General features: G+C 60.8%; 16 protein-coding genes, 1 tRNA gene and 1 pseudogene. 10 read left to right on the top strand and 8 right to left on the bottom strand.

Features of this window, described 5'->3' with window-relative positions:
* Positions 1-52: 52 nt before the first annotated feature.
* The 5 genes and pseudogenes from dctP to Q0K02_RS00765 form a co-directional block, all read left to right on the top strand.
* Positions 53-1120: a TRAP transporter substrate-binding protein DctP gene (dctP, locus tag Q0K02_RS00785; protein ID WP_294484051.1), complete on the top strand. Its 1068-nt coding sequence runs from the start codon at positions 53-55 to the stop codon at positions 1118-1120.
* Between the two features lie 116 nt (positions 1121-1236).
* Positions 1237-3138, top strand: a complete 1902-nt coding sequence (locus Q0K02_RS00780) for a TRAP transporter large permease subunit (RefSeq protein ID WP_294484050.1) — start codon at positions 1237-1239, stop codon at positions 3136-3138.
* A gap of 15 nt (positions 3139-3153) precedes the next feature.
* Positions 3154-3387 carry a ferredoxin family protein gene (locus Q0K02_RS00775; protein WP_294484049.1) on the top strand — a complete coding sequence of 78 codons (234 nt, stop codon included), beginning with the start codon at positions 3154-3156 and terminating at the stop codon, positions 3385-3387.
* Positions 3388-3397: 10 nt separating this feature from the next.
* Complete coding sequence (locus Q0K02_RS00770; RefSeq protein ID WP_294484045.1) at positions 3398-5110, top strand: FAD-dependent oxidoreductase; 1713 nt, start codon at positions 3398-3400, stop codon at positions 5108-5110.
* Positions 5111-5269: 159 nt separating this feature from the next.
* A pseudogene (locus tag Q0K02_RS00765) lies at positions 5270-5581 on the top strand (hypothetical protein); the annotation flags it as partial.
* 211 nt (positions 5582-5792) lie between these two features.
* Here Q0K02_RS00765 and Q0K02_RS00760 read toward each other — a convergent pair.
* The 3 genes from Q0K02_RS00760 to Q0K02_RS00750 all read right to left on the bottom strand — a co-directional run bounded on the left by Q0K02_RS00760 (position 5793) and on the right by Q0K02_RS00750 (position 7772).
* Positions 5793-5868, bottom strand: a tRNA-Thr gene (locus tag Q0K02_RS00760).
* A gap of 80 nt (positions 5869-5948) precedes the next feature.
* The gene (locus Q0K02_RS00755) at positions 5949-7085 is read right to left on the bottom strand and encodes an ATP-binding protein (RefSeq protein ID WP_294484044.1); all 1137 of its coding nucleotides are present in this window, start codon (positions 7083-7085) and stop codon (positions 5949-5951) included.
* Between the two features lie 3 nt (positions 7086-7088).
* On the bottom strand, positions 7089-7772 hold the full coding sequence (locus tag Q0K02_RS00750) for a response regulator transcription factor (RefSeq protein ID WP_294484042.1): 684 nt from the start codon (positions 7770-7772) through the stop codon (positions 7089-7091).
* 459 nt (positions 7773-8231) lie between these two features.
* Between Q0K02_RS00750 and gap the strand changes: the two genes are divergently transcribed.
* Both gap and Q0K02_RS00740 read left to right on the top strand, forming a co-directional pair.
* A complete protein-coding gene (gene gap, locus Q0K02_RS00745) occupies positions 8232-9239 on the top strand; it encodes a type I glyceraldehyde-3-phosphate dehydrogenase (protein WP_294484040.1) in 1008 nt (335 codons plus the stop codon).
* A gap of 58 nt (positions 9240-9297) precedes the next feature.
* The gene (locus Q0K02_RS00740) at positions 9298-12756 is read left to right on the top strand and encodes a PEP/pyruvate-binding domain-containing protein (protein ID WP_294484038.1); all 3459 of its coding nucleotides are present in this window, start codon (positions 9298-9300) and stop codon (positions 12754-12756) included.
* Positions 12757-13081: 325 nt separating this feature from the next.
* Here the strand turns inward: Q0K02_RS00740 and Q0K02_RS00735 are convergent, their stop codons facing one another.
* The 5 genes from Q0K02_RS00735 to Q0K02_RS00715 form a co-directional block, all read right to left on the bottom strand.
* Positions 13082-14614, bottom strand: a complete 1533-nt coding sequence (locus Q0K02_RS00735; RefSeq protein WP_294484036.1) for a sodium/proline symporter — start codon at positions 14612-14614, stop codon at positions 13082-13084.
* A 377-nt stretch (positions 14615-14991) separates the two neighbouring features.
* Positions 14992-15819, bottom strand: coding sequence for a GTP cyclohydrolase FolE2 (folE2, locus tag Q0K02_RS00730; RefSeq protein ID WP_294484034.1), 828 nt, complete (start codon positions 15817-15819; stop codon positions 14992-14994).
* Between the two features lie 9 nt (positions 15820-15828).
* Positions 15829-16278 (bottom strand): nickel-responsive transcriptional regulator NikR, encoded by a 450-nt coding sequence (nikR, locus tag Q0K02_RS00725; RefSeq protein WP_294484032.1) that lies wholly within the window; start codon positions 16276-16278, stop codon positions 15829-15831.
* Between the two features lie 133 nt (positions 16279-16411).
* Entirely contained in the window at positions 16412-17584 is a 1173-nt protein-coding gene (locus Q0K02_RS00720) for an MFS transporter (RefSeq protein WP_294484030.1), read from the bottom strand.
* A gap of 245 nt (positions 17585-17829) precedes the next feature.
* Positions 17830-19908, bottom strand: a complete 2079-nt coding sequence (locus tag Q0K02_RS00715; protein ID WP_294484028.1) for a sodium-translocating pyrophosphatase — start codon at positions 19906-19908, stop codon at positions 17830-17832.
* A 271-nt stretch (positions 19909-20179) separates the two neighbouring features.
* Here Q0K02_RS00715 and polA point away from each other — a divergent pair, with 271 nt between their 5' ends.
* From polA to Q0K02_RS00700, 3 genes are all read left to right on the top strand, one after another.
* Entirely contained in the window at positions 20180-22843 is a 2664-nt protein-coding gene (gene polA, locus Q0K02_RS00710) for a DNA polymerase I (protein WP_294484026.1), read from the top strand.
* A gap of 129 nt (positions 22844-22972) precedes the next feature.
* Positions 22973-24877 carry an ATP-binding cassette domain-containing protein gene (locus Q0K02_RS00705; protein ID WP_294484024.1) on the top strand — a complete coding sequence of 635 codons (1905 nt, stop codon included), beginning with the start codon at positions 22973-22975 and terminating at the stop codon, positions 24875-24877.
* 368 nt (positions 24878-25245) lie between these two features.
* Positions 25246-26079 carry an MBL fold metallo-hydrolase gene (locus tag Q0K02_RS00700; RefSeq protein ID WP_294484023.1) on the top strand — a complete coding sequence of 278 codons (834 nt, stop codon included), beginning with the start codon at positions 25246-25248 and terminating at the stop codon, positions 26077-26079.
* Positions 26080-26197 lie beyond the last annotated feature (118 nt).

Genomic DNA, 26197 nt, shown 5'->3' with positions numbered 1-26197 from the left:
ATTGGTGGAAAGAAATGTGCTGTTTTGGAAGCAGCGATAAGGAGGAGATGGCATGAGAAAAGTTCTTCTTTCTGCCCTGGGTATGGCCGCAATGCTAGGCACTCCGCAATATGCGCCGGCGGCAGAGTATGACCTGTCGTTCAATCTTCCCGTTACTTCTACCAATTCCCAGTGGACGGAGTTTCTTAAACCGTGGGTGGAAGAGCTGGAAAAGCGTTCAGGCGGTCGAATTCATATTGAGCCCTATTTTGCCGGAGCGCTCAGTCCCATGTCCGAATGCTTCAATACGGTGAAGGAAGGTCTGGCCGATTTCACTGAAACGGTGCTGGGTAATTCTCATGGGCAGTTTCCTTATCACGAGCGCACTTGGGAAGTAGCGGATCCGGCGCTGGCACTCACGCAGGGAACCAGCATCATGCGGACCATTCAGAAGGAATTTCCCCAGGTTATGGATGAGTTTTCCGGAGCGAAGCTTCTGTTCACCTATGATATGAACTCGGAGCATGTCATAGGCACCAAGAAGCCTGTGACCAGGCTTTCGGATTTCAAGGGACTGAAGATAGCCACCTGGGGCGGTCCCATTACGTCTGAGCGCATCAAGGCGCTGGACGCCGTGCCTGTGCCCATGGCTCCCCCGGATATCTATATGGCGCTGCAGTCCGGCATTGTTGATGGCGTGCTTACCAACAGTTCCATGCTCATCAGCTGGCGATATGCAGACATGATCAAGCACCTGACCTGCATCAACATGCTCGGCGCTTCGGTGTTTGGAGCCATGAGTCAGGACACCTATGACAACCTTCCCGACGATCTCAAGAAAGTCATAGACGACATGTGCGGTCAGTTCACCGATGATCTTTTTGATAAGTACCGTCAATTTGAACTCATGTACATCAAGGAATGGAAGGAAAAATACGGCGGACAGCTGCATCTGCTCACTGCCGAGGAATATGAAGAAGTTCGTCGCCGGTTCGAGCCTGCGGACAAGGCATGGGTTGCGGCGTTGAATGAGGCGGGACTGCCCGGTCAGAAAATATACGATCGTATTCGTGAACTTCAGAGATCCACTGAAGTGGGGTGGAACGATTCTCCCTACGTCAAGCTGATCGGTATTAATTAAATGATGCCCGGGGCGGTGTCGAAACCGCCCCGTTCTTTTTCCACACGTGCTGTTGGAGGATGAAGTCTTTTTTCGGAAAAGGCTTCCTGACACATACCTTCGCTTTGGAGATGTCCATGTCTGCTGGATCTCAGACCGTCCCTTTCCTTTCTGCCTGCGAGACTGCTGCATCGTTTTTGCGCAGATTCAACAAAGGGCTTTCTCTTGCCGGTATGCTGGTGTTCATGATTATGGTCGTTCTGACCTTCGTGGATGTCATTTTACGCTATTTTTTCAATAGTCCGCTGTCTGCCACGTTTGAGATAACGGGTCTTCTTATGGTTCTTGTGGTGTTTTCATCCATAGCTTATGTACAGAGCTGCAAGAATCATGTTGTTATGGATGTGGTTACCGGCAGCCTCAGCGATGACAATAGATTGCTGCTGGAATGCTCCACAACGTTCTGGTCTGTTGCCGTGTGTATGCTGTCCATGTACACGGCGGCACGATTTGCCATACAGACCAAGAACATTACGCCTCAGCTTGGTTTTTCCATCAAGCCGTGCATCTGGTTTGTTGTTTTCGGCTTCGGCACGCTGACGCTCACGCTTATCGTCGATTGGCTCGCCTTGCTGGCTCGTACGATACAGCAGGGCAGAGGACGCGCGCTTTTTTCCCTGATCCTGGGCATAGTGCCGGTAGTTGTCTGCTTCTGGCTTGCCACGCACAAAATTCCGCAGCTGAGCGCCGTTGCTGTCGGTTGTGCAGGCATCGTATTTCTTTTCGTTCTTTTTCTGGCAGGCATGCCTGTGGCCTTTTCGCTGATGGCGGCGGGCTTTACCTTTTCCTGTATGATTCGCGGGCTTACCCCGACGCTGGGTTTTTACGGCAAGCTGATGTTCAATACGTCGGGCAATTATGTGTGGTCGCCCCTCATGTTCTTTATGCTGATGGGCTATTTTTGTTTTTACGGCGATCTGGGAAGAGGCTTGTATCGATGTGCCCGGCGCTGGCTCGGACATTATCGGGGCGGGCTTGCGCAGGGCAGCGTGTGCGCGTGCGCGGCTTTCGGCGCCGTAGTGGGCGATACGCTTTCTGGATCCATCGCCATGTCGGCTATTGCCCTGCCGGAGATGAGGGAATCGGGCTATGAGGACAAGCTGGCGGTGGGCACGTTGGCCTGTTCCGGCGTTATCGGCGTTCTCATCCCTCCGTCCACCGAATTCATCATGTATGCTGTTCTGGCGGAGCAGTCTGTAGCGGAACTGTTCATGGCCGGCGCCATTCCGGGACTTATCTGCACGGCGTTGTTCTGCCTTGCCGTCTGGATAAAGGTTTATCGTGATCCTTCTCTTGCTCCGCGCATGCCCAAGGAGCCCCTGTCGGCACGGATATCGGCTCTGATTTCCGCCTTTCCCATCATTGTTCTGTTCGTACTGGTCATCGGCGGCATTTACGGCGGCGTGTTCACGGCTACGGAAGGTGGATCCATCGGTGCCATAGGTGCGCTGCTGTGCGGACTGGCCCTGCGCAATTTTACCTTCCATAAGTTTTATGAAGCGCTGAATGAAGCGGCCAAGTTCATTGCCGTGAGCTTCGTCATTCTTACCGGAGCGGCGGTGTTCGGATACTTCATGGCGCTCAGTCGTATTCCTTCGCTGCTGGCGGGCAGCATCGCCTCTGCCGGCATAGGACCAGGCGTAACCATGCTCGCCATAGTCTGCATTCTTTTTATTCTCGGGTGCTTTGTGCCCAGCATGCCTCTCATGCTGGTCTGCGTGCCTACGTTTTTGCCCATAGCCAAGATGTTTCATTGGGATCTTGTCTGGTTCGGCGTCATTCTCGTCATTCTTCTGAATCAGGCCACCATTACGCCGCCCTTCGGCATCAACCTTTTTGTGATCAAGGAGGTCGCCGGTATATCACTGCGCAAGATGTTTGTTGCGTCCATTCCGTTTGTCATTGCCATGACAATTCTCACTGCCATTGTCTATTTCGTTCCCGGTACCGCAACTTGGCTGCCGTCCATCATGAAATAATCTGCGGAGATTGCTATGCCTCCTGTCATAGACGAAACAAAATGCATTCATTGTGGTCTTTGTGCTTCCATATGTCCGCTTGGCGTATTTCGGTACTCTCCCAGGCAAATGCCGGAAGTGGCGTTTCCAGACGAGTGCTGGCACTGCAACTCCTGTGTGCTGGATTGTCCGAAGCACGCCGTGTCTCTGCGCATGCCGATTCCTTTCATGCTTCTTCATGTTGACGCTGCAAAACTTCTGCCGAAATAAGGAGTGACCTATGCTTCCGGTAACGAAAAATTTGGAGACGGATATTCTTATTATCGGTGGCGGTATTGCCGGGCTCATGGCGTCCATGTCGGCCAGACGGAGCGGGGCCCGCGTCATGGTGGTGGAAAAGGCCGATACGCGCCGCAGCGGATCCGGAGCTTCCGGTAATGATCACTTCTTGTGCTATATTCCCGAAAAGCACGGCAGTGTGGATGTCGTATTGAACGAGCTGAAGGATTCCCTGTTCGGCGCGAACATGGATATTCCGCTGGCCGTACGTTTCTTCAATGAAAGCTTTGAAGTGGTGAAGGACTGGCACAGCTGGGGCATCAACATGAAGATCGCCAATGACGATTGGACCTTCATGGGACATGCGTTTCCCGGTCGTCCGCGCATATTTTTGAAGTACGACGGACATAATCAGAAGGCCGTGCTGACGGAAAAAGCCAGACAGGTCGGCGTGAATATTCTCAATCATCATTCCGTGCTGGATCTTACCTGCGACGACAGCGGCGTGACGGGAGCTCTGGCTCTCGATGTATCTCAGCCGGAGCCGACGTTCACGCTCATCAGGGCTCGCAGCGTTATTTTCACTGCCGGCTGCGGCAACCGACTGTATCCGGCCCGAGTGACTCCGGGAATTCTTTTCAACGTCAGCGATTGTCCTGCCAACACGTCGGCCGCCATTGCCCAATCCTGGCGAGTCGGAGCAAAAATCGTCAATATGGAGCTGCCCAATCATCATGCCGGCCCTTGCTATTTCTCCCGGGGCGGGAAAAACACCTGGATTGGCGTGTATCGCAGAGGTGACGGCGAGCTGCTCGGGCCGTTTGTTACGCACGCCACACGCGAAGTCGGCGATATTACAGGCGACGTGTGGAATTCGGCCTTTACCGAGCTCATGCTGAACGGTCATGGTCCTACCTATATGGATTGTACTTCCGATACGCCCGAGGATTTGGCTTTCATGCGTGAAGGCATGAAAAGCGAAGGTTTGACGGCACTCATTCATTATATGGATGAGCTCGGGGTGAATCCTGCGCATCACTTGGTGGAGTTCCGTCAGTATGAACCTTATATTGTGGGCAAGGGCGTACAGATCGATATTAATGCGCAGTCCAATGTGCCCGGTCTGTATGCCGCCGGCGATACGGTGGGCAATTTCCGTGGAGACATGGGCGGGGCTGCCGTGTACGGCCGCATAGCCGGCAGAGAGGCCGGCGCAGCCTGCATGAAGCGCGGGCTGGTTTCTCAGGAAGAACAGCTTGACGATGCATGGCTTCAGGAGCGTATGGCGTACTACAGTGCGTTTTATGAGAGAAAATCCGGCTCCGACTGGAAGGAATCCAATCAGGCTTTGCAGCAGATCATGGTTGATTATGCCCCTCCCGGACCGGATAAGGTGCGTTCCAGAACTCTGCTTGATGCAGGACTCCAGTATCTCGATCAGCTTCGCGACATTACGCTGAATCAGGTGCGCACGCCCTGTTCTCATACGCTGATGCGCATGGCGGAAACGCTGGATCTTATGGATTGTGGTGAAATTACCATGAGGGCTGCTCGGGAGCGCAAGGAAACCCGTGGCCTGCACAAGCGTTCCGATTTTACGTTTACTAATCCGCTGCTGGACAATAAGTTCCTTCAGGTGTGGAAAAAAGAGGGAAGCGTTCAGATGCAGTGGCGCGATAAAGTGCTTTCCTTGACAGGAGATTGTTATTTCTAACGTCGGCATGATATGGAATTGATTGCCATATAATCATTTTCATCAATAGAAATAAATGGAGGGAAAATGCCGTGCTTATATGGTATTTTCTCTCCATTTTTATTTTATTTAATTATTATTTTATGTTGAGTGTTTTATAATTGATATGTTACAAAGTATGTTATTTTGACCGATCAGACCAATATATGCACGAGCATATTTACGTCTGCCGACTGGTGGAACGGACTGGCCGAGGAAGACAAGTGCCTGTTTAATGAGGCGGCCCGTGCATATCGTGAAGCCATTAATGCCGCTGTGGAGACGTCAACGGAGAAGTTCATCAGGCAGCTGGAAGATAACGGGTGCGAGATCTACGTTCTTCCCGAATCGGAGCGTCGCATTTGGCGGCAGAAGGCGTACAAGGCCTATGAGAATCTTCCCGAAGACATGAGAAGTTTGTTCAAGGAGCTTAGAAAGGCCGTAGATGCCTGACGTCGTTCATGTTGCGGCAGAGAGCCTCGTGGAGAGCCGAAATTGATTTTGCCGAAGACAGTCGTGGCAGAGAACTGAGGGAAGGCTGCGCTGAAACATTTTTCTCTGGCGTAGCGTTGCTGACTGCGGTCAGGCAGTCGTAATGAATGAAAGGTATGTTCTTTATAAACAAACGGGCCTCCATGCCGAAACATGGAGGCCCAAAATTTTATGGAGCCAGCTTGGAGACTTGAACTCCAGACCTACTGATTACGAATCAGTTGCTCTACCAACTGAGCTAAGCTGGCGCTTCGGACATTCTTTTTATGGGTTTTCATGGGGGATGTCAACACCGCGGACGGCATTTCCCGCGGGAAGGGGGCGCAGGCTACTGCGCCAGCGGCACGGTGAAGAGAAACATGCCGCCGGGCCCCTTTTCGGCACGGATCATGCCGCCGTGTCTTTCCACGATGTGCTTGCAGATGGCAAGGCCGAGTCCGGTGGATGAGGGCGAGACCCGTTCCTTTTCCACGCGGTAGAAGCGCTCGAAAATGCGTTCGCAGTCTTCGGCCGGAATGCCGGGCCCCTGATCGGACACCGTGAACACGGCCATGGATTCAAACGGCGAGGGCTCGCCCGTAATGGTGATGGCGCTGCCTTCCGGAGCGTAGCGGCAGGCGTTTTCCAGCAGATTGCGGAACACCTGCGTGATGTAGTGGGCGTCGGCCCGGATGTTCATGCTCCGGTCGATGTGAATGTCGGTCGTCAGATTTTTGGCCTCCAGATGGGGGAGGCAGGAGTCGAGCGCGTCTTCCAGCACGAAGGCGGCGCGCACGCAGGTGAGCTGAAGGGGCACGGTTCCGCTTTCCAGCTTGGAGAGGCGCAGCATGTCTTCCACGAGCAGCGCCATGTGACGGGCGTTGCGCAGAATGGTGCTCGTGAACTTCTGTCTGTCTTCCGTGTGATGGGGAGGCAGATCGAGTATGGTTTCGGCAAAGCCTATGATGGTCGTCAGGGGCGTGCGCAGTTCGTGCGCCACCTCGCCCATGAATTCGCGGCGTCTTCTGCTCATGCGCACAAGATCGCTGATGTTGTGGAACACCACCACGGCGTAGGGCGCGGTTTCGCAGGTGAAGAGGCTGTCGCGGTTTTTGAGCGGCGTAATGCGCACACTGAGAATGACGTCCTTCTCCAGCGTGATGCGAAAGGCGGGGGAGGCGTGCGGCGTGGGCAGAAAGTCGTGCAGGAAGGCGTCGAGCATTTCCCGGAAGGTGGAGCCGGGAACCACGGCGGAGGCGGGCATGCCCACGGCGCTGGTGGTGAAGAGCTGGCAGAACGAAGGATTGGCCTTGAGCACGACGCCCTGCTTGTCCAGAATGAGCACGCCTTCGTCGAGGCTGTCGAGAATGCTGTCGAACGACGCGGAGGATTCCTGTTTTTTCGAGGCGTCGTTCTGGGCGTCGTCGGCGGCCGTGAGATCGGTGAAGCAGGATTCCCGGTTGGGAACGATGGACGGGGCTTTCATGCGTTATCCCTTGCAGCGGTAGCCGATGCCGCGCACGGTTTCGATGATGTCGGCGGCTTCGCCGAGACGGGCGCGCAGGCGTTTGATGTGGGTGTCCACGGTTCTGTCGTAGCCGTCGAACTGATAGTCCCACACGGAAATGAGAAGTTCCTCGCGGGAGCGCACGCAGCCGGGATTCTGCATGAGATCCTGCAGCAGGCAGAACTGAATGGCCGTGAGCTCCACGGGTTTGTCGTTCACGGTGACCTTGTGGGCCTGCGGATCCAGACACACGCCGTCGCAGCGCAGCAGCGGATCGTCGTTTTCCTGGGCGGATCGCCGGCGCAGCATGGCCCGGATGCGCAGCATGAGTTCCCGCGTGTTGAAGGGCTTGACCACGTAGTCGTCGGCGCCGAGTTCAAAGCCCACAATGCGGTCCACGTCGTCGCCGCGGGCCGTGAGCATGATGATGGGGATGTGTTCCGTGCTTCTGTCCTTGCCGAGTTCGCGGCAGACGGCAAGGCCGTCCATGCGCGGCAGCATGACGTCCAGAAGAATGAGCGCGGGTCTGCGGGATCGCGCCAGTTCCAGAGCTGTGCAGCCGTCAGCCGCTTCCAGCGTGGCGTAGCCCTCGCGTTTGAGATTGAACACCAGCAGATCGCGTATGTCCTGTTCGTCGTCCACGACGAGAATGAGGCTTTCGCTCATGATTTCCCCAATATTCAGCGAAATGAAGACTGTCGGCAGTCTTTTTTTGGGGAGAATGCCACATTTTTATAAAAAAGAGAAGACTGTCACACAATTGACACATAACTGCCCTAAGGCAGACACTCGGATTCTCTACTATGCCTTTTCATGAGGGAACAGCCAAACCTCAGAGAACAGAATGGGCCTCATGCTTCTTGTGGCAACGGAGCATGCGGCAGCACCGGCTCCACACCCGCAGGAGGCCGGATGGAATCGACCCGGGATCTTCCTTTCCGTCCCGGGTCGATTCTGTTTTAAGCGCTCCGCGGCAGGACATACTGTCACGCAACTGCCATGATTCTGCCGCGCTGCGGTCACGGGTTTTCTGTAAGGTTGCTCCATAAGGCCGCCGCGCAAGACCTCTCCGGAAGTCGGAGAGGCGTCAGGTCGCCTCATGGCCGTCAAAAAAAGGATTCCCTCATGATAAGGATTGGCATCAACGGTTTTGGGCGCATCGGCAGATATCTGCTTCGTGTCATGCACCTGTTCCCTCAGTGTGAAGTGGCCGTCATCAACGGTCACCGCGCGAGCAACGAGGAAATGGCGTACCTGCTCAAGTATGACTCCGTTCACGGCCGATTCCCCGGCAAGGTGGAATCCACGGAAAACGGTCTGCGCCTCGACGGGCACGAAATCGCCATCACCCGCTGCGACAAGGGCGAGTGGAAGTGGGGCGACTACGGCGTCGATATCGTGGTGGACACCTCGGGCACCCTCAAAAAGCGCGACCTTCTGGCCCTGCACATGAACTGCGGCGCGAAGAAGGTCATCATTTCCGCGCCCTGCAACGACGCCGACGCCACCATCGTCATGGGCGTGAATCAGGACATCTACGATCCGGCCAGACACGACGTCATTTCCGCCGCGTCCTGCACCACCAACTGTCTGGCTCCGGCCGTCAAGGTGCTGCACAACGAATTCGGCATCCTGCACGGTCTCATGACCACCATCCATTCCTACACCATGAGTCAGCGCCTGCTCGACGGCACGCAGAAGGATCTGCGTCGCGGCCGCGCGGCGGGACTTTCCATCATTCCCACCACCACGGGCGCCGCGGCCGCCGTGGGACTGGTCATTCCCGAACTCAAGGGCCTGCTCAACGGCGGCGCGCTGCGCGTGCCCACGCCCGACGTCTCGCTGGTGGACTTCACCTGCGAACTCAAGACGGAAGTCACCGCGCAGGAAGTCAACGCCGCCCTCAAGTACGCTTCCGAAACCTGGCTCTACGAGGCGCTCGGCTACTGCGACGAGCCGCTGGTCTCCATCGACTACGTGGGCGACACCCACGGCGGCACCATCGACGCCTCCTTCACCACGGTCATGAACAAGACCATGCTCAAAATCGTGGTCTGGTACGACAACGAATCCGGCTTCACTCATCAGCTCGGACGTCTGATCCGCCTTGTGGCTTCCCATCTGGAAGCGTAGCGGCAACCATCCCGAACGTCAGCGGGGCGCTTCCCCGAAAACACGACAAGAGGCCTTTATGAGCATGGACACCATGAACGAAACTGGTTCCCGTTTTATTATGACCGGCGCGGACATCGTCCGCATGGGCGAATCCGCCGAAATGCTGGTGGGCGGCAAAAACTACAACACCGCGCTCATCAGCCGCGTGGAAGGCATACGCACGCCGCAGTTCCGCGCCATTCCCGCCACGGCCTTCCATGTGGTGCTCGACGAGAGCCGCGTGAACGCATCCCTCGTGTACGAGGTGGTGGACACGGCCATGGGCGGGGTGGACTGGGCTTCTCCCGCCGTGGCTTCCGATCACACGTTTTTCGGTACCTTCGTGCGCAAGGCGGCCGCGGAAATCCGCGAACGCGGCGCGGGCAAGAGCGCCAGCACCTGTCTGCGCGACTTCATCAACCAGGTGGTCCACGGCTTTGCGGAATCGCAGGAGAACATCGATCAGCTCCGCCGCCGCTCCATGCTGGTGCAGGCCGCCATTCTTTCCATCAGCCTGCCCGCCGAAGTGGACGAGGCCGTGCGCCGCGCCTACCGCGACATGTGCGACGAGGCCGGCGAGGGTGAATTCCCCGTGGCCGTGCGTTCGTCCGCGGCGGGCGAGGATTCCCGCAAGAAGGCCTTCGCCGGTCTGCAGGACACCTTCCTGAACATCACCGGCGAGGACGCCGTGGCCGAAGCCTATCTCTGGGACTGCGCCTCGGCCTACAATCTGCGCTCCATGACCTATCGTCGCGAGGCCATTCTCGACGCCGTGGCGCATGCCGAAAAGGAAGGCGATCCCTCCATTGCGGAAAACGCCCGCAAGGAATGGGCCATTGAAAACACCGCTCTTTCGGTGTGCATCATGCGCATGATCCGCCCCGTGGTGGCCGGCACCGCCTTCTCCGCCGACACCGCCACCGGCTGCCGCGGCACCTCCCGCAACGACCTTGTGAGCATCGATTCCAGCTACGGCCTCGGCGAATCCATCGTGGGCGGCATGGTCACGCCCGACAAGTTCTACGTGTTCCAGCGCGACGACGGCACCGACGTGGTGCTGCGCTTCATGGGCCGCAAGACCGTGCGCATGGTGTACAACGAAGGCGACGACGGCACGCACATCGAACCCGTGCCCGCGGACGAAGTGAATCAGTGGGCGCTCGGCGAGAATCAGCCCATCGAAGTGGCCCACGGCGTGCGCGCCATCAGCAAGGCCTACGGCGGCATCATCATGGACACCGAGTTCTGCATCGACGACAAGCAGCGTCTCTGGTTCGTGCAGGCCCGACCCGAAACCCGCTGGAACGCCGAACTCGACGAACATCCCCACACCATTTTCATGCGCCGCAAGGAAGTGCTGCCCGACGCCGCGGCCAAGGGCGAAGTGCTGCTTTCCGGCAACGGCGCGTCGCGCGGCGCAGGTCAGGGCACGGTGCGCTTCCTGCGCTCCGCTCTGGAACTGAACCGCATCCATCCCGGCGACATCCTTGCCGCCGAACGCACCGATCCCGACATGGTTCCCGGCATGCGCGTGGCTTCCGCCATCATCGCCAACGTGGGCGGCGACACCAGCCATGCGGCCATCAGCTCCCGCGAACTCGGCATTGCCGCGGTCATCGGCGTGCAGAATCCGCTGGCCATGCGCGCCATGGACGGCATGCCCGTCACCGTGGACGGCACGCGCGGCCTCGTGTATCGCGGCCTGCTGCCGCTGTGCGAGGTGGGCGGCGAACTGGACATTTCCAAACTGCCCAAGACCCGCACGCATGTGGGCATCGTGCTGGCCGACGTGAACCAGGCGCTGTTCCTCTCCCGCCTGCGCGACGTGCCCGACTTTGAAGTGGGCCTGCTGCGCGCGGAATTCATGCTGGGCAACATAGGCGCGCATCCCGCCGCCCTGGAAGCCTACGACAACGGCACCCTGGAAGGCTTTGTGGAACGCCGCCTCGCGGAACTGGAAGATCAGGTCAGCCGCCGCGTTTCCGAGCAGATTGCCGTGGGTCAGGTGCCCGCGCCCTTTGCCGAAGTGCAGCTCAAGCCCTACGTGGTGCAGCTCATGGACATGGCTTCGCTTTACGCCAACACCTCCAGCGTGCCCCGCGCCGAAGCCCTCATGGCCGAGTACATGCAGCGCGCGGAAATGAATCGTGAAGTGCTTCAGACCTCCGACGATCTGCGCACGCACATCCGCGTGGTCATGGGCGCGGACGAACCCGGTTCTACCGTGACCGAGGAAGACGTGAAGGCCGCCATGGCCGCGGCTTCCAAGAAGCCGCTCGTGCAGGAAGTGCTCATGCGCATAGGTTCCATACGCCGCAGCGTGGCCGCCCGCACCCGTCTCGGCAAGGAAATCGAGGAAGTGCGCAGCATTCCGGAAAAGATTGAGCAGCTCATCGTGACCAACGGCCACGTGAGCGGCCGCGATCACTACATCCGCACGCTCGGCCGCAACCTTGCCCTGTTCGCCATGGCCTTCTACGGCAAGGACATCGTGTACCGCACCACGGACTTCAAGAGCAATGAATACCGCAACCTGCTCGGCGGCTGCCTGTTCGAGCACAACGAAGACAACCCCATGCTCGGCTATCGCGGCGTTTCCCGCGACATTCACGACTGGGAAATCGAGGCCTTCAAGCGCGCCCGCACGCTCTACGGCGGCACGAACCTCATGCTCATGCTGCCCTTCGTGCGCACGCTGGAACAGGCTCGCTCCATGCGCTCCTATCTGGCCGACGTTCACGGTCTGCGCAGCGGCGAAGACGGACTCAAGATTCTGCTCATGTCGGAACTTCCTTCCAACGCCATTCTGGCGCGGCAGTTCATCAGCGAGTTCGACGGCTTCTCCATCGGCTCCAACGACATGACGCAGATGGTGCTCGCCACCGACCGCGACAACGCGGAACTCTCGCACATTTACGACGAAGAGGATCCGGCCGTCATCTGGGCCATTCTGACCACCATCTTCACCGGTCAGAAGTTCTGCAAGAAGGTGGGCTTCTGCGGTCAGGGCGTGGCCAACAGCGTCATTCTGCGCGGCATGGTGGCCATTGCGGGCATAGTGTCCGCCTCCGTGGTGCCCGACACCTACATGCGCACCAAGGCCGACTTCGCCGCCGTGGAAGCGGAAAACATTCCCACGTCCGGCCTCGGCGCGTGGCTGGGCAGGCAGCATACCGCCAAGCTGCGCGCGCTGCTGGAAAAGCACGGCTACGAGGAAGCCGCCAAGCTCACGGAACCTGCGGCCATCCGCGCCTGGTACGACGAAGAGGTTGGCCGCCTTCACAAGGAGCTTTCCGCCTGCTTCAGCACGCCGTTTGAACACGACGCCCGTCACAAGCTGGCCGAGTTCCGCCGCACGTTCCACAAGCCCGTGACCTACGCCTCCTGGGACTGGGACGCCACCGTGTTCGACGCCCTCCAGCAGGCAGGCTTCTCCAGCTGGGAAGAGCAGGCCGAGGCCATGAGAGTTCAGCGCGAAAAGTTTGCCGCTGAATAAGGAATCCTGTCCGGGCGGGGCGTTCGCGCTCCGCCCGAGCGCCCGGAGCAGGCGCTGCGCCGCAAGGCGCAAACGGCTCCGCACCACGGCGGGCATCGGCGTTTCTCCCGCCTTCTCAGACGGCCGACCTCTGCTCCCGGGGGTCGGCTTTCTGTTTTGGCGCCGGAGAAGAGCAGGGCGGAAAAACGCTCTGAGAGGGCGTTTCCGCTCGAAACAGGAAAGAGACGGGCAGAGCGTTGCGCTCCCGCAGAATTTGCCCGGAGAACGAAAGGAAGGGCCGTCGGATGTATCCGGCGGCCCTTCCTTGATGCAGATTTGGGGATCGTTATTTCGCTTTGTTCACGGCGTCGAAGTCCTTGAGCATGTTCTCGTCGGGCTTGGCGGTGAGCAGGCTCACCACGACGATGACGGCGCAGGCCACGAGGAAGGCGGGCAGCAGTTCATAGATGCCCCACACGCCGCCGAGAGGCTTGACGAGGTACTTCCACACAAAGACCATGACGCCGCCGGCGGCCATGCCGGAGAGCGCGCCCCAGCGGTTGCAGCGCCGCCAGAACAGGGCGAAGAGCATGACCGGGCCGAAGGACGCGCCGAAGCCCGCCCAGGCGAAGGACACGATCTGGAAGATGGAGCTTTCCGGATCGCAGGCGATGACGGTGCCGATGATGGAAATGAGGAGCACGGTGCCGCGGGCCGAAAGCATGGTGGAGCGGTCGGTCATCTGGATGTGGAACACGCCCTTGAAGAGGTTTTCCGACACGCTGGAGGCAGCGGCGAGGAGCTGACCGGAAGCCGTGGACATGGTGCTGGCCAGAATGCCGGCGAGCACGAGGCCGGCCATGAACGCGGGCACGACGCCGAAGGAGCTCAGCAGGCTGCTGATCTTGATGATGATGGTTTCGGCGTCGGAGCCGGTTTGGTAGGGGGCGAGGGCTCCGGCCTGAATCATGGCGTAGCCGATGACGCCGATGAAGATGGCGCAGCCCATGGCGATGACCACCCAGGTGGAGCCGATGCGGCGGGAGATGGCGATTTCGTTTTCGTCGCGGATGGCCATGAAGCGCAGCAGAATGTGGGGCATGCCGAAGTAGCCGAGGCCCCAGGCCAGGGTGGAGAAGATGGTGAGGGTGCCGTATTCCGAAATTTCGTGGGTCACCACGTTGGTGGCGTGCGAGAGGCTGATGTAGCCTTCGAGGCTGGCGGAGGCCTTCACGGCGTCCCAGCCTCCGGCCATGTGGATGCCGAAGGCCACGATGATGAAGAGCGCGAGCGTCATGATGATGGACTGCACGAGGTCGGTCATGGAGGCGGCCAGGAATCCGCCGAGGATGGTGTAGCCTGCGATGACCACGGTGCCGATGAGCATGCCCGTGACGTAGTCGAGGCCGCAGAGCGTGGAGAAGAGCTTGCCGCAGGAAGCGAAACCGGCGGCGGTGTAGGGAATGAAGAAGATGACGATGATGAGCGCCGAGATGCCGACGAGCAGACTGCTGGAGTCATGGAAGCGGCGGGCGAAGAAGTCGGGAATGGTGATGGCGTGGATTTTTTCGCTGTACACGCGCAGGCGGCGCGCCACGATGAGCCAGTTCAGATAGGTGCCGATGGCCAGGCCGATGGCGGTCCATCCGGGTTCGGCGATGCCGGTGAACAGGGCGAGTCCCGGCAGGCCCATGAGCAGCCAGGAGGACATGTCGGAGGCTTCCGCGCTCATGGCGGTGACGATGGGGCCCATTTTGCGGCCGCCCAGATAGTATTCATGGGCGTTGCTGTTGCGTTTGGCGCAGATGAGGCCGATGTAGAGCATGAGAAGCAGATAAATGGCAATGGCGATGTATATGAAGATCTGATAGTCGCTCACGGTAGATACTCGGGGAAAAGGAAGTGTCGGCATATTGCCGGAGAGCCCGGATGCAGACCGGGACAAGGGGCGGAAGAGAAGGCGCTGCTTCTGAAAGGGGCGGGCCGTCGGCGGAAGGGGCCCGGAGGAAAATCGGCGACGAAGCCTCAGCGGGGCTGCCGGACGGAGAAGCCGTGCAGAAGGAGAACGCTTTCAGACGCATGACGACGCCATGGCGGGATCAGACCGCCGCCGGCTGACTTGTGTGCGTGACAGGTTCTCATGAGACGCCTCGTTGAGGAGAGGTTGTGGAAATGCCGTTTTATGGGAGCATAGTCCGTTTTTTAAAAAAATAAAATCAAAAAAATTCCCCCGCGTCTTTTTGCGGGAGAGAGGTGTCAGGCTCTGGTTACGGAGCGCTCTATGCTTGCAAAGGCGTTGTGGCCGTGAATGGATTCCTCGCTTTCGACTTCCACGCGGAACCAGGTGACGTGGGCGTGCTGTTCGAGCTTGGTGGCCACGTTGCGCACCACGTCTTCCACGAAGAGGGCGTTGTCGTAGGCCTGTTCGGTCACGAATTTTTCATCGGGTCTTTTCAGCAGCGTGTAGATGGGCGCGGAACCGGATTCCTCGGCAATGTCGATGAAGCCTTCCAGCCACTCGAAGCGGCTCATGCGTATGCCCATGCGCACCATGGCGCGCTGACCGTGGGCTCCGGCGCGGCTGATGGCCTTGGAGCAGGGGCACACGGTGGTCACGGGCACTTCGAGCTCCAGCAGGAAGCGTGGGCCTTCCTGTCCCTGTTCCAGTTCGCCGGTGAGGCGGCACCGATAGCGCACGGGCGCGGCCTGCCCGGAAACGGGCGCGCGGCGGGTGCGGAAATAGGGAAAGCTGAATCTTGCGTAGGCTCTGTGGGCGTTCAGGCGGGTGAGCACGTCGGAAAGCAGGCGCTTCATGGACGTGTAGTCCAGCTCTTCGGCGCTGGCCTCGCGCCAGTTTTCCAGGGCTTCCACAAAGCGGCTCATGTGCGTGCCCTTGTAGGCGGCCGGAAGATCGACCCCCATGTCGACGCTGGCCACGGTGTGCTGGCGGCCCTTGTCTCTGTCCTTCACCACCAGGGGCAGTTCCACATGCTTGACGCCGACGCGGTCGATGTCGAGCGCCACGCTGGAGGGGCTGCTCTGTACGTCCGTGAGGGGCGCGCCGGATTCCGAAATTGTGCTCATGCGTGATCCTTATTTATGGGCATGGTCGTGGAAGACATGGTGCTCGGGCGCGGCTTCGATGGCGGTGAGGGCGCAGGAGCTCTGCAGCACGCCGCGCGAGGAGCGGAGCCTGTCGGCCAGTTCGTTCACGGCCGCGGCGGGCCCGCGCAGGGCCATGGTTTCCAGACAGTGATGTTCGTCGAGATGCACGTGCATGGTGGCGAGCACCAGGCCGTGCGCTTCGTGTTGCAGGGAGGTGAGACGGCCGGGCAGGTCGTTGTCGTGATGATCGTACACCAGCGTGAGCACGCCGGCCACGGGCGCGTCGGGATCGGAAACGATTTCTTCCGACAGCTCGCGGCGTATGCAGTGACGCAGCGCCTCTGAACGGTTGGCAAACCCCTTGCGCTCGCTGTGACGGTCAAAGGCCGTGAGCAGGTCGCGCTCCAGCGAAACTCCAAAACGTACCACTTCGCTCATGTTTTCTCCCGGTTGAATGCTTTTTGAAGCGTACACCAGCGCGGCCTGAGCCTCAAGCGTTTATGAACGGCGCGTCGGCGCGAGTACGTTGCCCGCTCGGGCTTCGTTTCGGGCAGGCTTTGCGGAAACCGGCTCAGGCTCTGTTTCTGGCCCGGGCTATTTCCCTGTCCATGAACTGAATGAGCAGCAGAGAGAGCACCGTGAGGCCCATGCCGCAGTAGAAGGGCAGCTGATAGCCGAAGGTCACCCAAAGCCAGCCGCCGAGGGGCGGAATGAGCACGGCGGCGATGTGGTTGATGGTCTGGGCAAGGCCCATGCTGGGGGCCACGTCGGAGGGATCGGCGATTTTCTGGAAGAAGGTGCGCACGGCGATGGCGAAGTTGAAGGTCAGGCTGTCGAGCACATACATGATGCCGGCGAGAAGGGCGCTGTCTGTCCAGGCGTAGCCGAGAAAGATGAAGAAGGCGGAGGTGTATTCGATGGTGAGGAGGCGGCGTTCGCCGATGCGGTTGATGATGCGGCCGATGAGGGGATTGAAGAACCAGTTCACCGCGTAGTTCACCATGTAGAGAATGGCCACCGTGCGCACGGAGAAGCCGAACTTTTCCACGAGCAGGAACAGGGAGAACACGGTGAAGATCTGCCTGCGGCCGCCCATGAGCAGGGTGAGCGCGTAGAAGAGCCAGTAGCGCGAGCAGAAGACCATGCCTTTTTTCTGGGGGGCGACTCTGGGGCTGGACGGATCGAAGAACAGGCACGCCGCACCGAGGGCCACGACGACCGCGCCCATGAGCGCGAACATGGCTTCGTAGGAAAGATGCCCGGATCCGAAAAAGACGAGCAGCGAAACGGCGAGACTGCCGCCCGCGGCGAGACCGCGCATGCGTCCCATGATGAGGGGGGTGCTGGCGAGGTCGTAGTACTGGATCATGAGCGACTGATTGATGGTCTCGAAGAAGTGATAGCCCGCCGACATGACGAACACCGCGCCCGCGATGCCCCAGAAGGAGGAGAACATGCCGATGACGGCCGTGCCCACGCCGCAGACGACGACGGAGAGCACGCAGAGCCTGTGTTCGCGCATGATGAGCATGAGCGGCGCCACGAGAAAGCAGAGGAATCCCGGCACTTCGCGCAGGGCCACGACGAAGCCGTTGTCCGCGGCGGAAAAGCCGCCGACTTCCACGGCGTAGTTGGTGTAGAGAAGGGATGAGCCCTGAAGGCCTATCGTGCTGCCCAAGGTGAGCAGAAAGAGGAAGAAATACATGCGCGTATTGCCTGACACGCTGGAAACGATGGCTTTCATGGGACTCCTTGGATGCTTGGCGCCCGGGGCGCAGGCCGCAACGCGCGGCGGATGTTTTGGAGCGCACCTTTGCGGGAGGGGCGGCAGGGAGGCTGCGGCGCCCTCCCGCAAAGGCGGCGTGAAACGGCGAAAAATGATGTGTCTTTTTTTATTTTGAGGGGCGAGAGCGCAAAAGAGAAAGCCGCGGACGGGCCGCGGCTTTCTCTTTTGCGCTCGGGGGCGGAAGATCCGCCCCCGTTCAACGTTTAGGCAAGGGCCTGCAGGAGAAGCAGGGCAACGATGTTGATGATCTTGATCATGGGGTTGACGGCGGGGCCGGCGGTGTCCTTGTAGGGGTCGCCGACGGTGTCGCCGGTCACGGCGGCCTTGTGGGCTTCGGAGCCCTTGCCGCCGAAGTTGCCTTCTTCGATGTACTTCTTGGCGTTGTCCCACGCGCCGCCGCCGGAGGTCATGGAGATGGCCACGAACAGACCGGTGACGATGGTGCCCATGAGCATGGCGCCGAGGGAGGCGAAGGCGGCAGCCTGTCCGCCGCAGGCCTTGATGACGTAGTACACGACCACGGGGGCGAGCACGGGCAGCAGGGAAGGAACGATCATTTCCTTGATGGCGGAGCGGGTGAGCATGTCCACGCAGGCGCTGTAGTCGGGCTTGCCGGTGCCTTCCATGATGCCGGGGATGTTGTGGAACTGACGGCGCACTTCAACCACGACGGCGGCGCCGGCGCGGCCTACGGCCTTCATGCCCATGGAGCCGAACAGGTAGGGGAGCAGGCCGCCGATGAACAGGCCGACCAGCACGTAGGGATCCTGCAGGGCGAAGGTCACGTCGAGGTTGGGGAAGTAGCGGCTCAGGTCTTCGGTGTAGGAAGCGAAGAGCACGAGGGCGGCCAGAGCGGCGGAACCGATGGCGTAGCCCTTGGTGACGGCCTTGGTGGTGTTGCCCACGGCGTCGAGGGCGTCGGTGGTTTCGCGGATGTCTTCAGGCAGACCGGACATTTCGGCGATGCCGCCGGCGTTGTCGGTCACGGGGCCGTAGGCGTCGAGGGCGACGATCATGCCGGCGAGGGCGAGCATGGTGGTGGCGGCAAGGGAGATGCCGAACAGACCGGCCTGGGTGTAGGCGAAGAGGATGCCCGCGCAGATGATGACGACGGGCGCGGCGCAGGCTTCCATGGAGACGGCGAGGCCCTGGATCACGTTGGTGCCGTGACCGGTGGTGGACGCCTTGGAAATGCTGCGCACGGGGCGATAGGAGGTGGAGGTGTAGTACTCGGTGACGAGCACGATGAGGCCGGTGACGACGAGGCCGGTGAGGCTGCACAGCAGGAGGCTGAAGCCGTTGAAGCTGATGCCCTGAATGGTCATGTCGCCTTCGTGCCAGAACACGAACATGGTGACGAGGGCGATGAGCACGGCGGAGATGACGGCCGTGGCGATGAGGCCCTTGTACAGAGCGCGCATGATCTTGCGGTCGTCGCCGAGCTTGACGAAGAAGGTGCCGAGCACGGAAGCGATGATGCACACGCCGCTGATGAGCAGGGGGAACATCATCATCTTGGTCTGGAGCGCGCCGTCGAAGAAGATGGAGGCGAGCAGCATGGTGGCCACCACGGTGACGGCGTAGGTTTCAAAGAGGTCGGCGGCCATGCCGGCGCAGTCGCCGACGTTGTCGCCCACGTTGTCGGCGATGACGGCGGGGTTGCGGGGGTCGTCTTCAGGAATGCCGGCTTCCACCTTGCCCACGAGGTCGGCGCCGACGTCGGCGCCCTTGGTGAAGATGCCGCCGCCGAGACGGGCGAAGATGGAGATGAGGGAAGCGCCGAAGGACAGGGCCACGAGGGCCTGCATGATGTTTTCGGTGGGAACGCCGAAAATGGCGAGCAGAGCGTAGTACACGGACACGCCGAGCAGGCCGAGGCCGACCACGAGCATGCCGGTGATGGCGCCGGACTGGAAGGAGATGTTCAGCGCGGGAACCATGCCCTGTTCCGCAGCAGCGGCGGTGCGCACGTTGGCGCGCACGGACACGTTCATGCCGATGAAGCCGGCGAGGCCGGAGAGCACGGCGCCGAGCACGAAGCCGAGAGCGGTGAGGAAGGACATGGTCAGAAGCAGCAGCACGGCGACAACCACGCCCACGATGGCGATGGTGCGGTACTGACGCTTGAGGTACGCCTGAGCGCCTTCCTGAATGGCGCCGGCAATACGCTGCATATCCTCATTGCCGGTGGAGGCGGCGAGGATGTTTTTGGCCGTCTTGAAGGCGTAGTACAGCGCAAAGGCCGCACACGCGAAGACGATTACCAGAGAAATGAAAGTCATACATACCCCCGACAGGTAGGCTGAAAGTGGAAAAACCGAAACATGGACGGGCAGGCGTTCCTGTCCGTTGCTCCCCTTATTAAAGGAACGTCAACGATATAAAAATTCCCTGCCGATGACAAGCCTTGCGCTCTGCAATCTCTGGTGCCCGCACGGCTGAAAAGGCATGCGGCGCGACGCAAGTCGCCTTGTTTTTCAGACGAAAACGCGCCACTTGCGGCGGCCTGCGCATCAGGCTAGGATGCGGAAGACCTTTTTTCAGGAGCACGCCATGTCATTGAAGCAGCGCCTCGGCTTTACCAAAGAACCCCTCTACGTGATGGACGGCAACGCCTTTCTGTTCCGGGGATTTTTTGCCAATTCCAGCATGTCCCGTTCCGATGGCTTTCCCACGGGCGCGCTGCACATCGTGGGGCGCGTGCTGCTCAAGCTGCTGCGCGAGGAGCGGCCGAAGCATTTCGTGTTCATCATGGACGGGCACGGCAAGCATTTCAGGCACGACATCTTTCCGGCCTACAAGGCCAACCGTCCTCCGGCGCCGGAAGGGCTCGTCATGCAGATAGAGCCTTTGCAGAATCTGGTGCGGGCGCTCGGCATGAAGGTGCTGGTGTCCGACGGCTGCGAGGCCGACGACTGCATCGCGAGTCTGGCCGCAAAGTACGGTTCGGAGCGGCCCGTGGTCATCATCGGCATGGACAAGGATCTGCGTCAGTGCCTGTCGCCGGAGGTGGTCATGTGGGATCCCGCCTCCCGCGAGGAAAAGCTGCTCACTCTCGATTCCTTCCGCACGGAAACCGGTCTTGAACCTTCCCAGTGGCCGGACGTGCAGGCGCTCATCGGCGACACCGCCGACAACGTGCCCGGCGTGAAGGGCATAGGCGAAAAAACGGCGGAAAAGCTGTTCCGCGACTTCCGCAGCCTTGAGGACGTGCGCGACCGCATGGCCGAGGTGCCGCCCTCCATCCGCAAGAAGCTCGAAGGCAACGAAGAGGCCATGTTCCTGTACCGGGAGCTCACCCGCCTGCACACCGACTGCTGCGCGCAGCCTCTGGAAGAGCTCGCCGTGGAGCCGCTGGATCGTCAGCACGCGCGCACCTTCCTGCGGGAATTTGAAATGAATTCGCTTCTGCGCGAGCTCGACAGCCTGATGCGTCAGGGCGTGGTGGCCTTTCAGGGCGAGGCCGAGGACGTTTCCGGCGCAGCCGCGCCTGGTGCGCGCACGGCGCGTCAGCTTTCCCTGTTCGACGAACCCGCGCCCGTTCCGGCCATGGACGACGTGCAGGACGCCTCGCGTCTGCCCGTGTGCGCCGGGCTCATGGTTGCCGTCACGCCTGCGCCCGTGGTGAACCGTTCGCAGAGTCACGGGCTGTGCGTGGCCGTGCGCAAGGGCTCCGACGTAGAGGAGAGCCTTTATTCCGGCGACTCCCGGGCGCTCGTGGCCTGGGCTTCCGCCGCCTCCCTTGTCGTGACGCCGGACATGAAGCGTCTTCTGCACGCACATCCGGCCTGGGGCACCATTTCGCCGTCGCGCTGCTTCGATCTCGGCCTTGCCGCCTATCTTCTCGCGCCCGAAGACAGAGACTACGGCTGGCCCAGCCTTTCCGCCCGTCATGCGGAAAAGAGCGGCCTGCCCATGGAGCGCCCGGCCTCCATCGCCCTTTCTCTTTACGACGACATGGTGAAGCGTCTCGAACACGACGGGCTGCTGCGCCTGCTGCACGACATGGAAATGCCGCTCATTCCGGTGCTGGTGTCCATGGAGAACGCGGGCATCACCATCGACAAGGCCGCGCTCAGGGATTTTCTCGACGAAGTGCAGACCGAGCTCGACGCGCTGACCGAACGCATCTATCAGGAGGCGGGGCAGCAGTTCAACATCCGCTCCGCGCAGCAGATAGGAGAGATTCTTTTCAAGAAGCTGGGCCTTGCGGCGGCCAGGTCCACCAAGGGCGGGCAGGCTTCCACGTCGCAGGCGGTGCTCGAAAAGCTTTCCGGGCAGCATCCCGTGGTGGACGCCCTGCTTGAATTCCGCAAGCTGGAAAAAATGCGTTCCACCTACCTTGAGCCCCTGCCGCGCCTCGCCGGGCCGGACAGCCGCATTCACACCACCTTCAATCAGACGGCCACGGCCACGGGACGCCTTTCCTCCAGCAATCCCAATCTGCAGAATATTCCCGTGCGCGGCGAGCTCGGCAGGCGCATGCGCACCTGCTTCACGGCCGGGCCGGGCATGAAGCTCATTTCCGCGGACTACTCGCAGGTGGAACTCAGGGTGCTCGCCCACTATTCGCAGGATCCCACCCTGCTTTCCGCCTTCCGCAACGGCGAGGACATCCACACCCGCACGGCCGCGCTGCTCTTCGACGTCGATCCCGCGCAGATAGGCCCGGATCAGCGCCGCAGGGCCAAGACCATCAACTTCGGCCTCATCTACGGCATGGGCGCGCGCAAGCTCGGGCAGGATCTCGGCATTCCGCTTTCGGAGGCGCGCATGTTCATCGAGCGCTACTTCGCCCGCTTTGCGCACATCAAGGAATTCTTCGACTCCGTGGAGCAGGAGGCCCGCAAAAACGGCTACGTCACCACGCTTTCCGGGCGTCGCCGTCCGCTGCCGGACATGCTTTCCCAGAGCGGTCAGGCCCGGGCGCTCGCGGAGCGGCAGGCCGTGAACACGCTCATTCAGGGCTCGGCCGCCGACCTCATCAAGCTGGCCATGCTCTCCGTGTACAACGACGGGGAACTGCGCCGCATGAAGGCGAGAATGCTTCTCCAGATTCACGACGAACTCATTGTGGAAGCGCCGGAGGAAAACGCCGAAGCCGCGGCTTCGCGCCTGGCCTCGCTCATGACCGACACCTCGGCCTGGGGGCTGGAACTGCATGTGCCGCTGGTGGCGGATGCGGGCGTCGGCCGCAACTGGGGCGAGGCGCACTAGCCCGGCCGCCTTTCCGGCAGGGCAAGGGCGCAGGGGGCGGCTGAAAGGCCGCCGGACATGTTTTTTGCCGCGGCTGTTCCGGCCGCGGCGGATGGTATGGGCTTCGGCCCGGCAACTTGTGAGAATCTCATGGCACTTCTTTCCATTCAGGACGCCAGCCTTACGCTGGGCAACAGACAGCTTCTGGATCATACCGAAATATTCGTGGAGCAGGGCGACAGGCTCTGCATCGTGGGCCGCAACGGCGTGGGCAAGTCGTCGCTTTTGTCGGTGCTGGCCGGACGCCTTCCCTTGGACGCCGGAGAGCGTCACGAGGAACCGGGGCTGCGCATAGGCTACGTGCAGCAGGCCGTGCCCGATCACTGGAAGGGCTCGGTGTTCAGCGTGACGGCCGACGCGCTCGGCAAGGAAGGACACCTTCTGGCCGCGGCGCACCTCATCGCCTCGGACAGGCGCGATCTTCTGCCGCCCGATCTGGCCAGAGAGGCGGATCTCGTCATGGAACACGGCGAGGTGTGGGAGCGGCACGGCGAAGTGCTCGGCGTCATCAACAGCCTGGCGCTGGATCCGGAGGCGGACTTCTCCACGCTTTCGGGCGGAACGCGCCGCCGCGTGGCGCTGGCCCGGGCGCTCATCGCCTCGGACGTGCTGCTTCTCGACGAGCCCACCAACCATCTGGACATCAGCACCATCAGCTGGCTGGAAGAGTATCTGGCCCGGCAGTCGCGCACGCTGGTGTTCATCAGCCACGACCGAGCCTTCGTACGGCGTCTCGCCACGCGCATGGCGGAGCTCGACCGCGCCAGGATCTACTGCTACGACTGCGGCTTCGATACCTACCTGGAGCGCCGCGAGGAGCGTCTGCACGCGGAAGACATGCAGAACGCCGCGTTCGATAAGAAGCTCGCGCAGGAGGAAGTGTGGATACGGCAGGGCATCAAGGCGCGGCGCACCCGCAACATGGGGCGCGTGCGCGAGCTCATGAAGATGCGCGAAGAGCGCGCCGCCCGCCGGGAAAGAATGGGCACGGCCACGCTCAACGTGCAGGAGGCGGAGAAGTCGGGAAAGCTGGTGGCCGAGATGAAGAACGTGTCCTTTGTCTGGCCGGACGGCTACAAGGTGTTTGAAGACGCAAACGTCATCATTCAGCGCGGCGAAAAGATAGGCCTCATCGGCGACAACGGCGCGGGCAAGACCACGTTTCTGCGTGTGCTGCTCGGGGAGCTTGCGCCCACCTCCGGCACGGTGCGCCTCGGCACGGGACTGCAGATCGCCTATTTCGATCAGCTCCGCGACTCGCTGGACGACGAGAAGAGCGTGATGGACAATGTGGCCGAAGGCAACGACAGAGTGACCATCAACGGCGAACCGCGTCACGTGGCGAGCTATCTTCAGGATTTTCTTTTTGATTCCAGCCGCCTGAGAACGCCGGTGGGCCTTCTTTCCGGCGGCGAGCGCAACCGTCTGCTGCTTGCAAAGCTCTTCACCCGGCCTTCCAACCTGCTGGTGCTCGACGAACCCACCAACGATCTCGACGCCGAAACGCTGGAACTTCTGGAAGAAATGCTGGCTTCCTACAAGGGCACGGTCATCGTGGTGAGCCACGACCGCGCCTTCCTCGACGAGCTGGTGACCGGCACCATTGCGCTGGAAGGCGACGGCAAGGTGCGCGAATACGTGGGCGGCTACACCGACTGGCTGCGTCAGCGCCAGAAGCCGGAGGAGAAGAAGGCGGCCTCGTCCAGGGAAACGTGGAAGGAAAACGCGCCGAAGAAGCGTCGTCTTTCCTACAAGGAGCAGCGCGAGCAGGAAGCCCTGCTCAAGGAACAGGCGGAAATGCCTGCAAAGCTCGACGCGCTGGAAAAGGAACAGAAGGCGCTGGAAGAGGCGCTGGCCGATCCCGATCTGTTCAGCCGCGATCCCGACGCCTTCAACGCCAAGATTGCCCGCCTGCCGCAGGTGGAGGAAGAGCAGCTCGCGCTGCTTGAGCGCGGCGACGAAATAGAGGCAAGACTCAGGGAACTGGAAATCTGACCCGGAATTTCGCCGGAACATGCGCCCGCGTTGTCGTTCGACGCGGGCTTTTTTTTCAGTTTTTTGGCCGCTGAACCCCGCGAAGGAAGACTGGCGGAGAAGAACGTCTTGCCGTATCATGGAAACAGGGCGATCCGTTCCGGGCGCATCGGAAGAGACCGGCAGAGCGGGGCGCGTGCTGGGAGCGCGCCCGATTGGATGTCGGCAGACGTGTTGCGCCGCAAGCCTGCGGCGCTGCCGCAGGAGACCCGGAACGTCCGCCTTCGGCAGAAAAATCATGCCGCACTGCCGCACGGCGACGGCGGCATTCCCCGCTGATCAGGGAGGTCGTTATGTGGAAAAAGGTTGTTCAACTGTTGGGAGTCGTTATGATGATTGCTTCAGGCAACGCGTCCGCGCAGACCGGGGACATTCCGTTTCATGAACTTTCCGTGGGCAATGTGAACGTCAGAGTCGTGTCTCTGGTGCAGAAGGACTTGAATGCGTCCATTCTGCTGCCGGGCACGGCGCAGCAGAAGAAGGCCGTGGCCGACGCCTACCCCGACGGCGCGATTCACAACGTGCTCAACGTGCTGCTTCTGCGCGCCCCCGGCGTGGCGGCGCTGGTGGACACGGGCTTCGACTGGACGGATGCCCAGATGGACGCGGCGCTGCGCGGAGCCGGACTTGAGAGAAAGGACGTGACGCACGTCATCGTCACGCATGCGCACGGCGATCATGTGGGCGGTCTCGTGAAGGACGGCGTGGCCGCGTTCCCGTCGGCCGTGGTGCTGTTCCCCGAGAGGGAGCTTTCGTACTGGACCAGCGAGGCGAACCGTCAGGCGGCGAAGGGCGGCGCGGTGAAGATTTTCGAGAACGTGGCGAACATTGCTGCCGCGTACAAGGGCCGCGTGGCCACGTTTGAAGCCGGAGAGAGCGTGTGCGCGCAGCTGCCTGGCGTTCTGGCCGTGGACGAGGCCGGACACACGCCCGGACACGTGGGCATCATGGTTTCCGGAAAAGACCGCACGTTCCTCTTCTGGAGCGATCTTCTGCACGCCTTCGACGTGCAGGAAGCGAACCCTGCGGTCTCCACGAGCTTCGACATGGATCCCGCGGCCGCGGCCCGCGTGCGTGAAGACATGCTGAACCGCGCCCGTCGCGGCGGCTGGCTGGTGGTGGGCTCCCATGTGCCCTTCACCGAACCGCGCGTGCTGAAGTAGGCAAACGTTTTTTGTTCCGCCCTGCGTTCAGGCCGACGCGGCGATGCGCCGGGCGTGACGCATCGGCGTTTCCGCGGATTGCGGGCGGCCGGGTGGATTTCCGAAAAAAAAGCGGAGG

The organism is uncultured Mailhella sp. (assembly GCF_944324995.1).
Classification (GTDB): Bacteria; Desulfobacterota; Desulfovibrionia; order Desulfovibrionales; family Desulfovibrionaceae; genus Mailhella.
Note: the sequence above shows the minus strand (reverse complement) of the source record. Positions and strands in the feature narration are given on the sequence as shown.

Excerpts from the sequence above, each read along its gene's own strand:
- dctP (WP_294484051.1), top strand. The coding sequence starts at position 53 with ATGAGAAAAGTTCTTCTTTCTGCCCTGGGTATGGCCGCAATGCTAGGC.
- Q0K02_RS00780 (WP_294484050.1), top strand. The coding sequence starts at position 1,237 with ATGTCTGCTGGATCTCAGACCGTCCCTTTCCTTTCTGCCTGCGAGACT.
- Q0K02_RS00775 (WP_294484049.1), top strand. The coding sequence starts at position 3,154 with ATGCCTCCTGTCATAGACGAAACAAAATGCATTCATTGTGGTCTTTGT.
- Q0K02_RS00770 (WP_294484045.1), top strand. The coding sequence starts at position 3,398 with ATGCTTCCGGTAACGAAAAATTTGGAGACGGATATTCTTATTATCGGT.
- Q0K02_RS00755 (WP_294484044.1), bottom strand. The coding sequence starts at position 7,085 with ATGAAAGCCCCGTCCATCGTTCCCAACCGGGAATCCTGCTTCACCGAT.
- Q0K02_RS00750 (WP_294484042.1), bottom strand. The coding sequence starts at position 7,772 with ATGAGCGAAAGCCTCATTCTCGTCGTGGACGACGAACAGGACATACGC.
- gap (WP_294484040.1), top strand. The coding sequence starts at position 8,232 with ATGATAAGGATTGGCATCAACGGTTTTGGGCGCATCGGCAGATATCTG.
- Q0K02_RS00740 (WP_294484038.1), top strand. The coding sequence starts at position 9,298 with ATGAGCATGGACACCATGAACGAAACTGGTTCCCGTTTTATTATGACC.
- folE2 (WP_294484034.1), bottom strand. The coding sequence starts at position 15,819 with ATGAGCACAATTTCGGAATCCGGCGCGCCCCTCACGGACGTACAGAGC.
- nikR (WP_294484032.1), bottom strand. The coding sequence starts at position 16,278 with ATGAGCGAAGTGGTACGTTTTGGAGTTTCGCTGGAGCGCGACCTGCTC.
- Q0K02_RS00720 (WP_294484030.1), bottom strand. The coding sequence starts at position 17,584 with ATGAAAGCCATCGTTTCCAGCGTGTCAGGCAATACGCGCATGTATTTC.
- Q0K02_RS00715 (WP_294484028.1), bottom strand. The coding sequence starts at position 19,908 with ATGACTTTCATTTCTCTGGTAATCGTCTTCGCGTGTGCGGCCTTTGCG.
- polA (WP_294484026.1), top strand. The coding sequence starts at position 20,180 with ATGTCATTGAAGCAGCGCCTCGGCTTTACCAAAGAACCCCTCTACGTG.
- Q0K02_RS00705 (WP_294484024.1), top strand. The coding sequence starts at position 22,973 with ATGGCACTTCTTTCCATTCAGGACGCCAGCCTTACGCTGGGCAACAGA.
- Q0K02_RS00700 (WP_294484023.1), top strand. The coding sequence starts at position 25,246 with ATGATGATTGCTTCAGGCAACGCGTCCGCGCAGACCGGGGACATTCCG.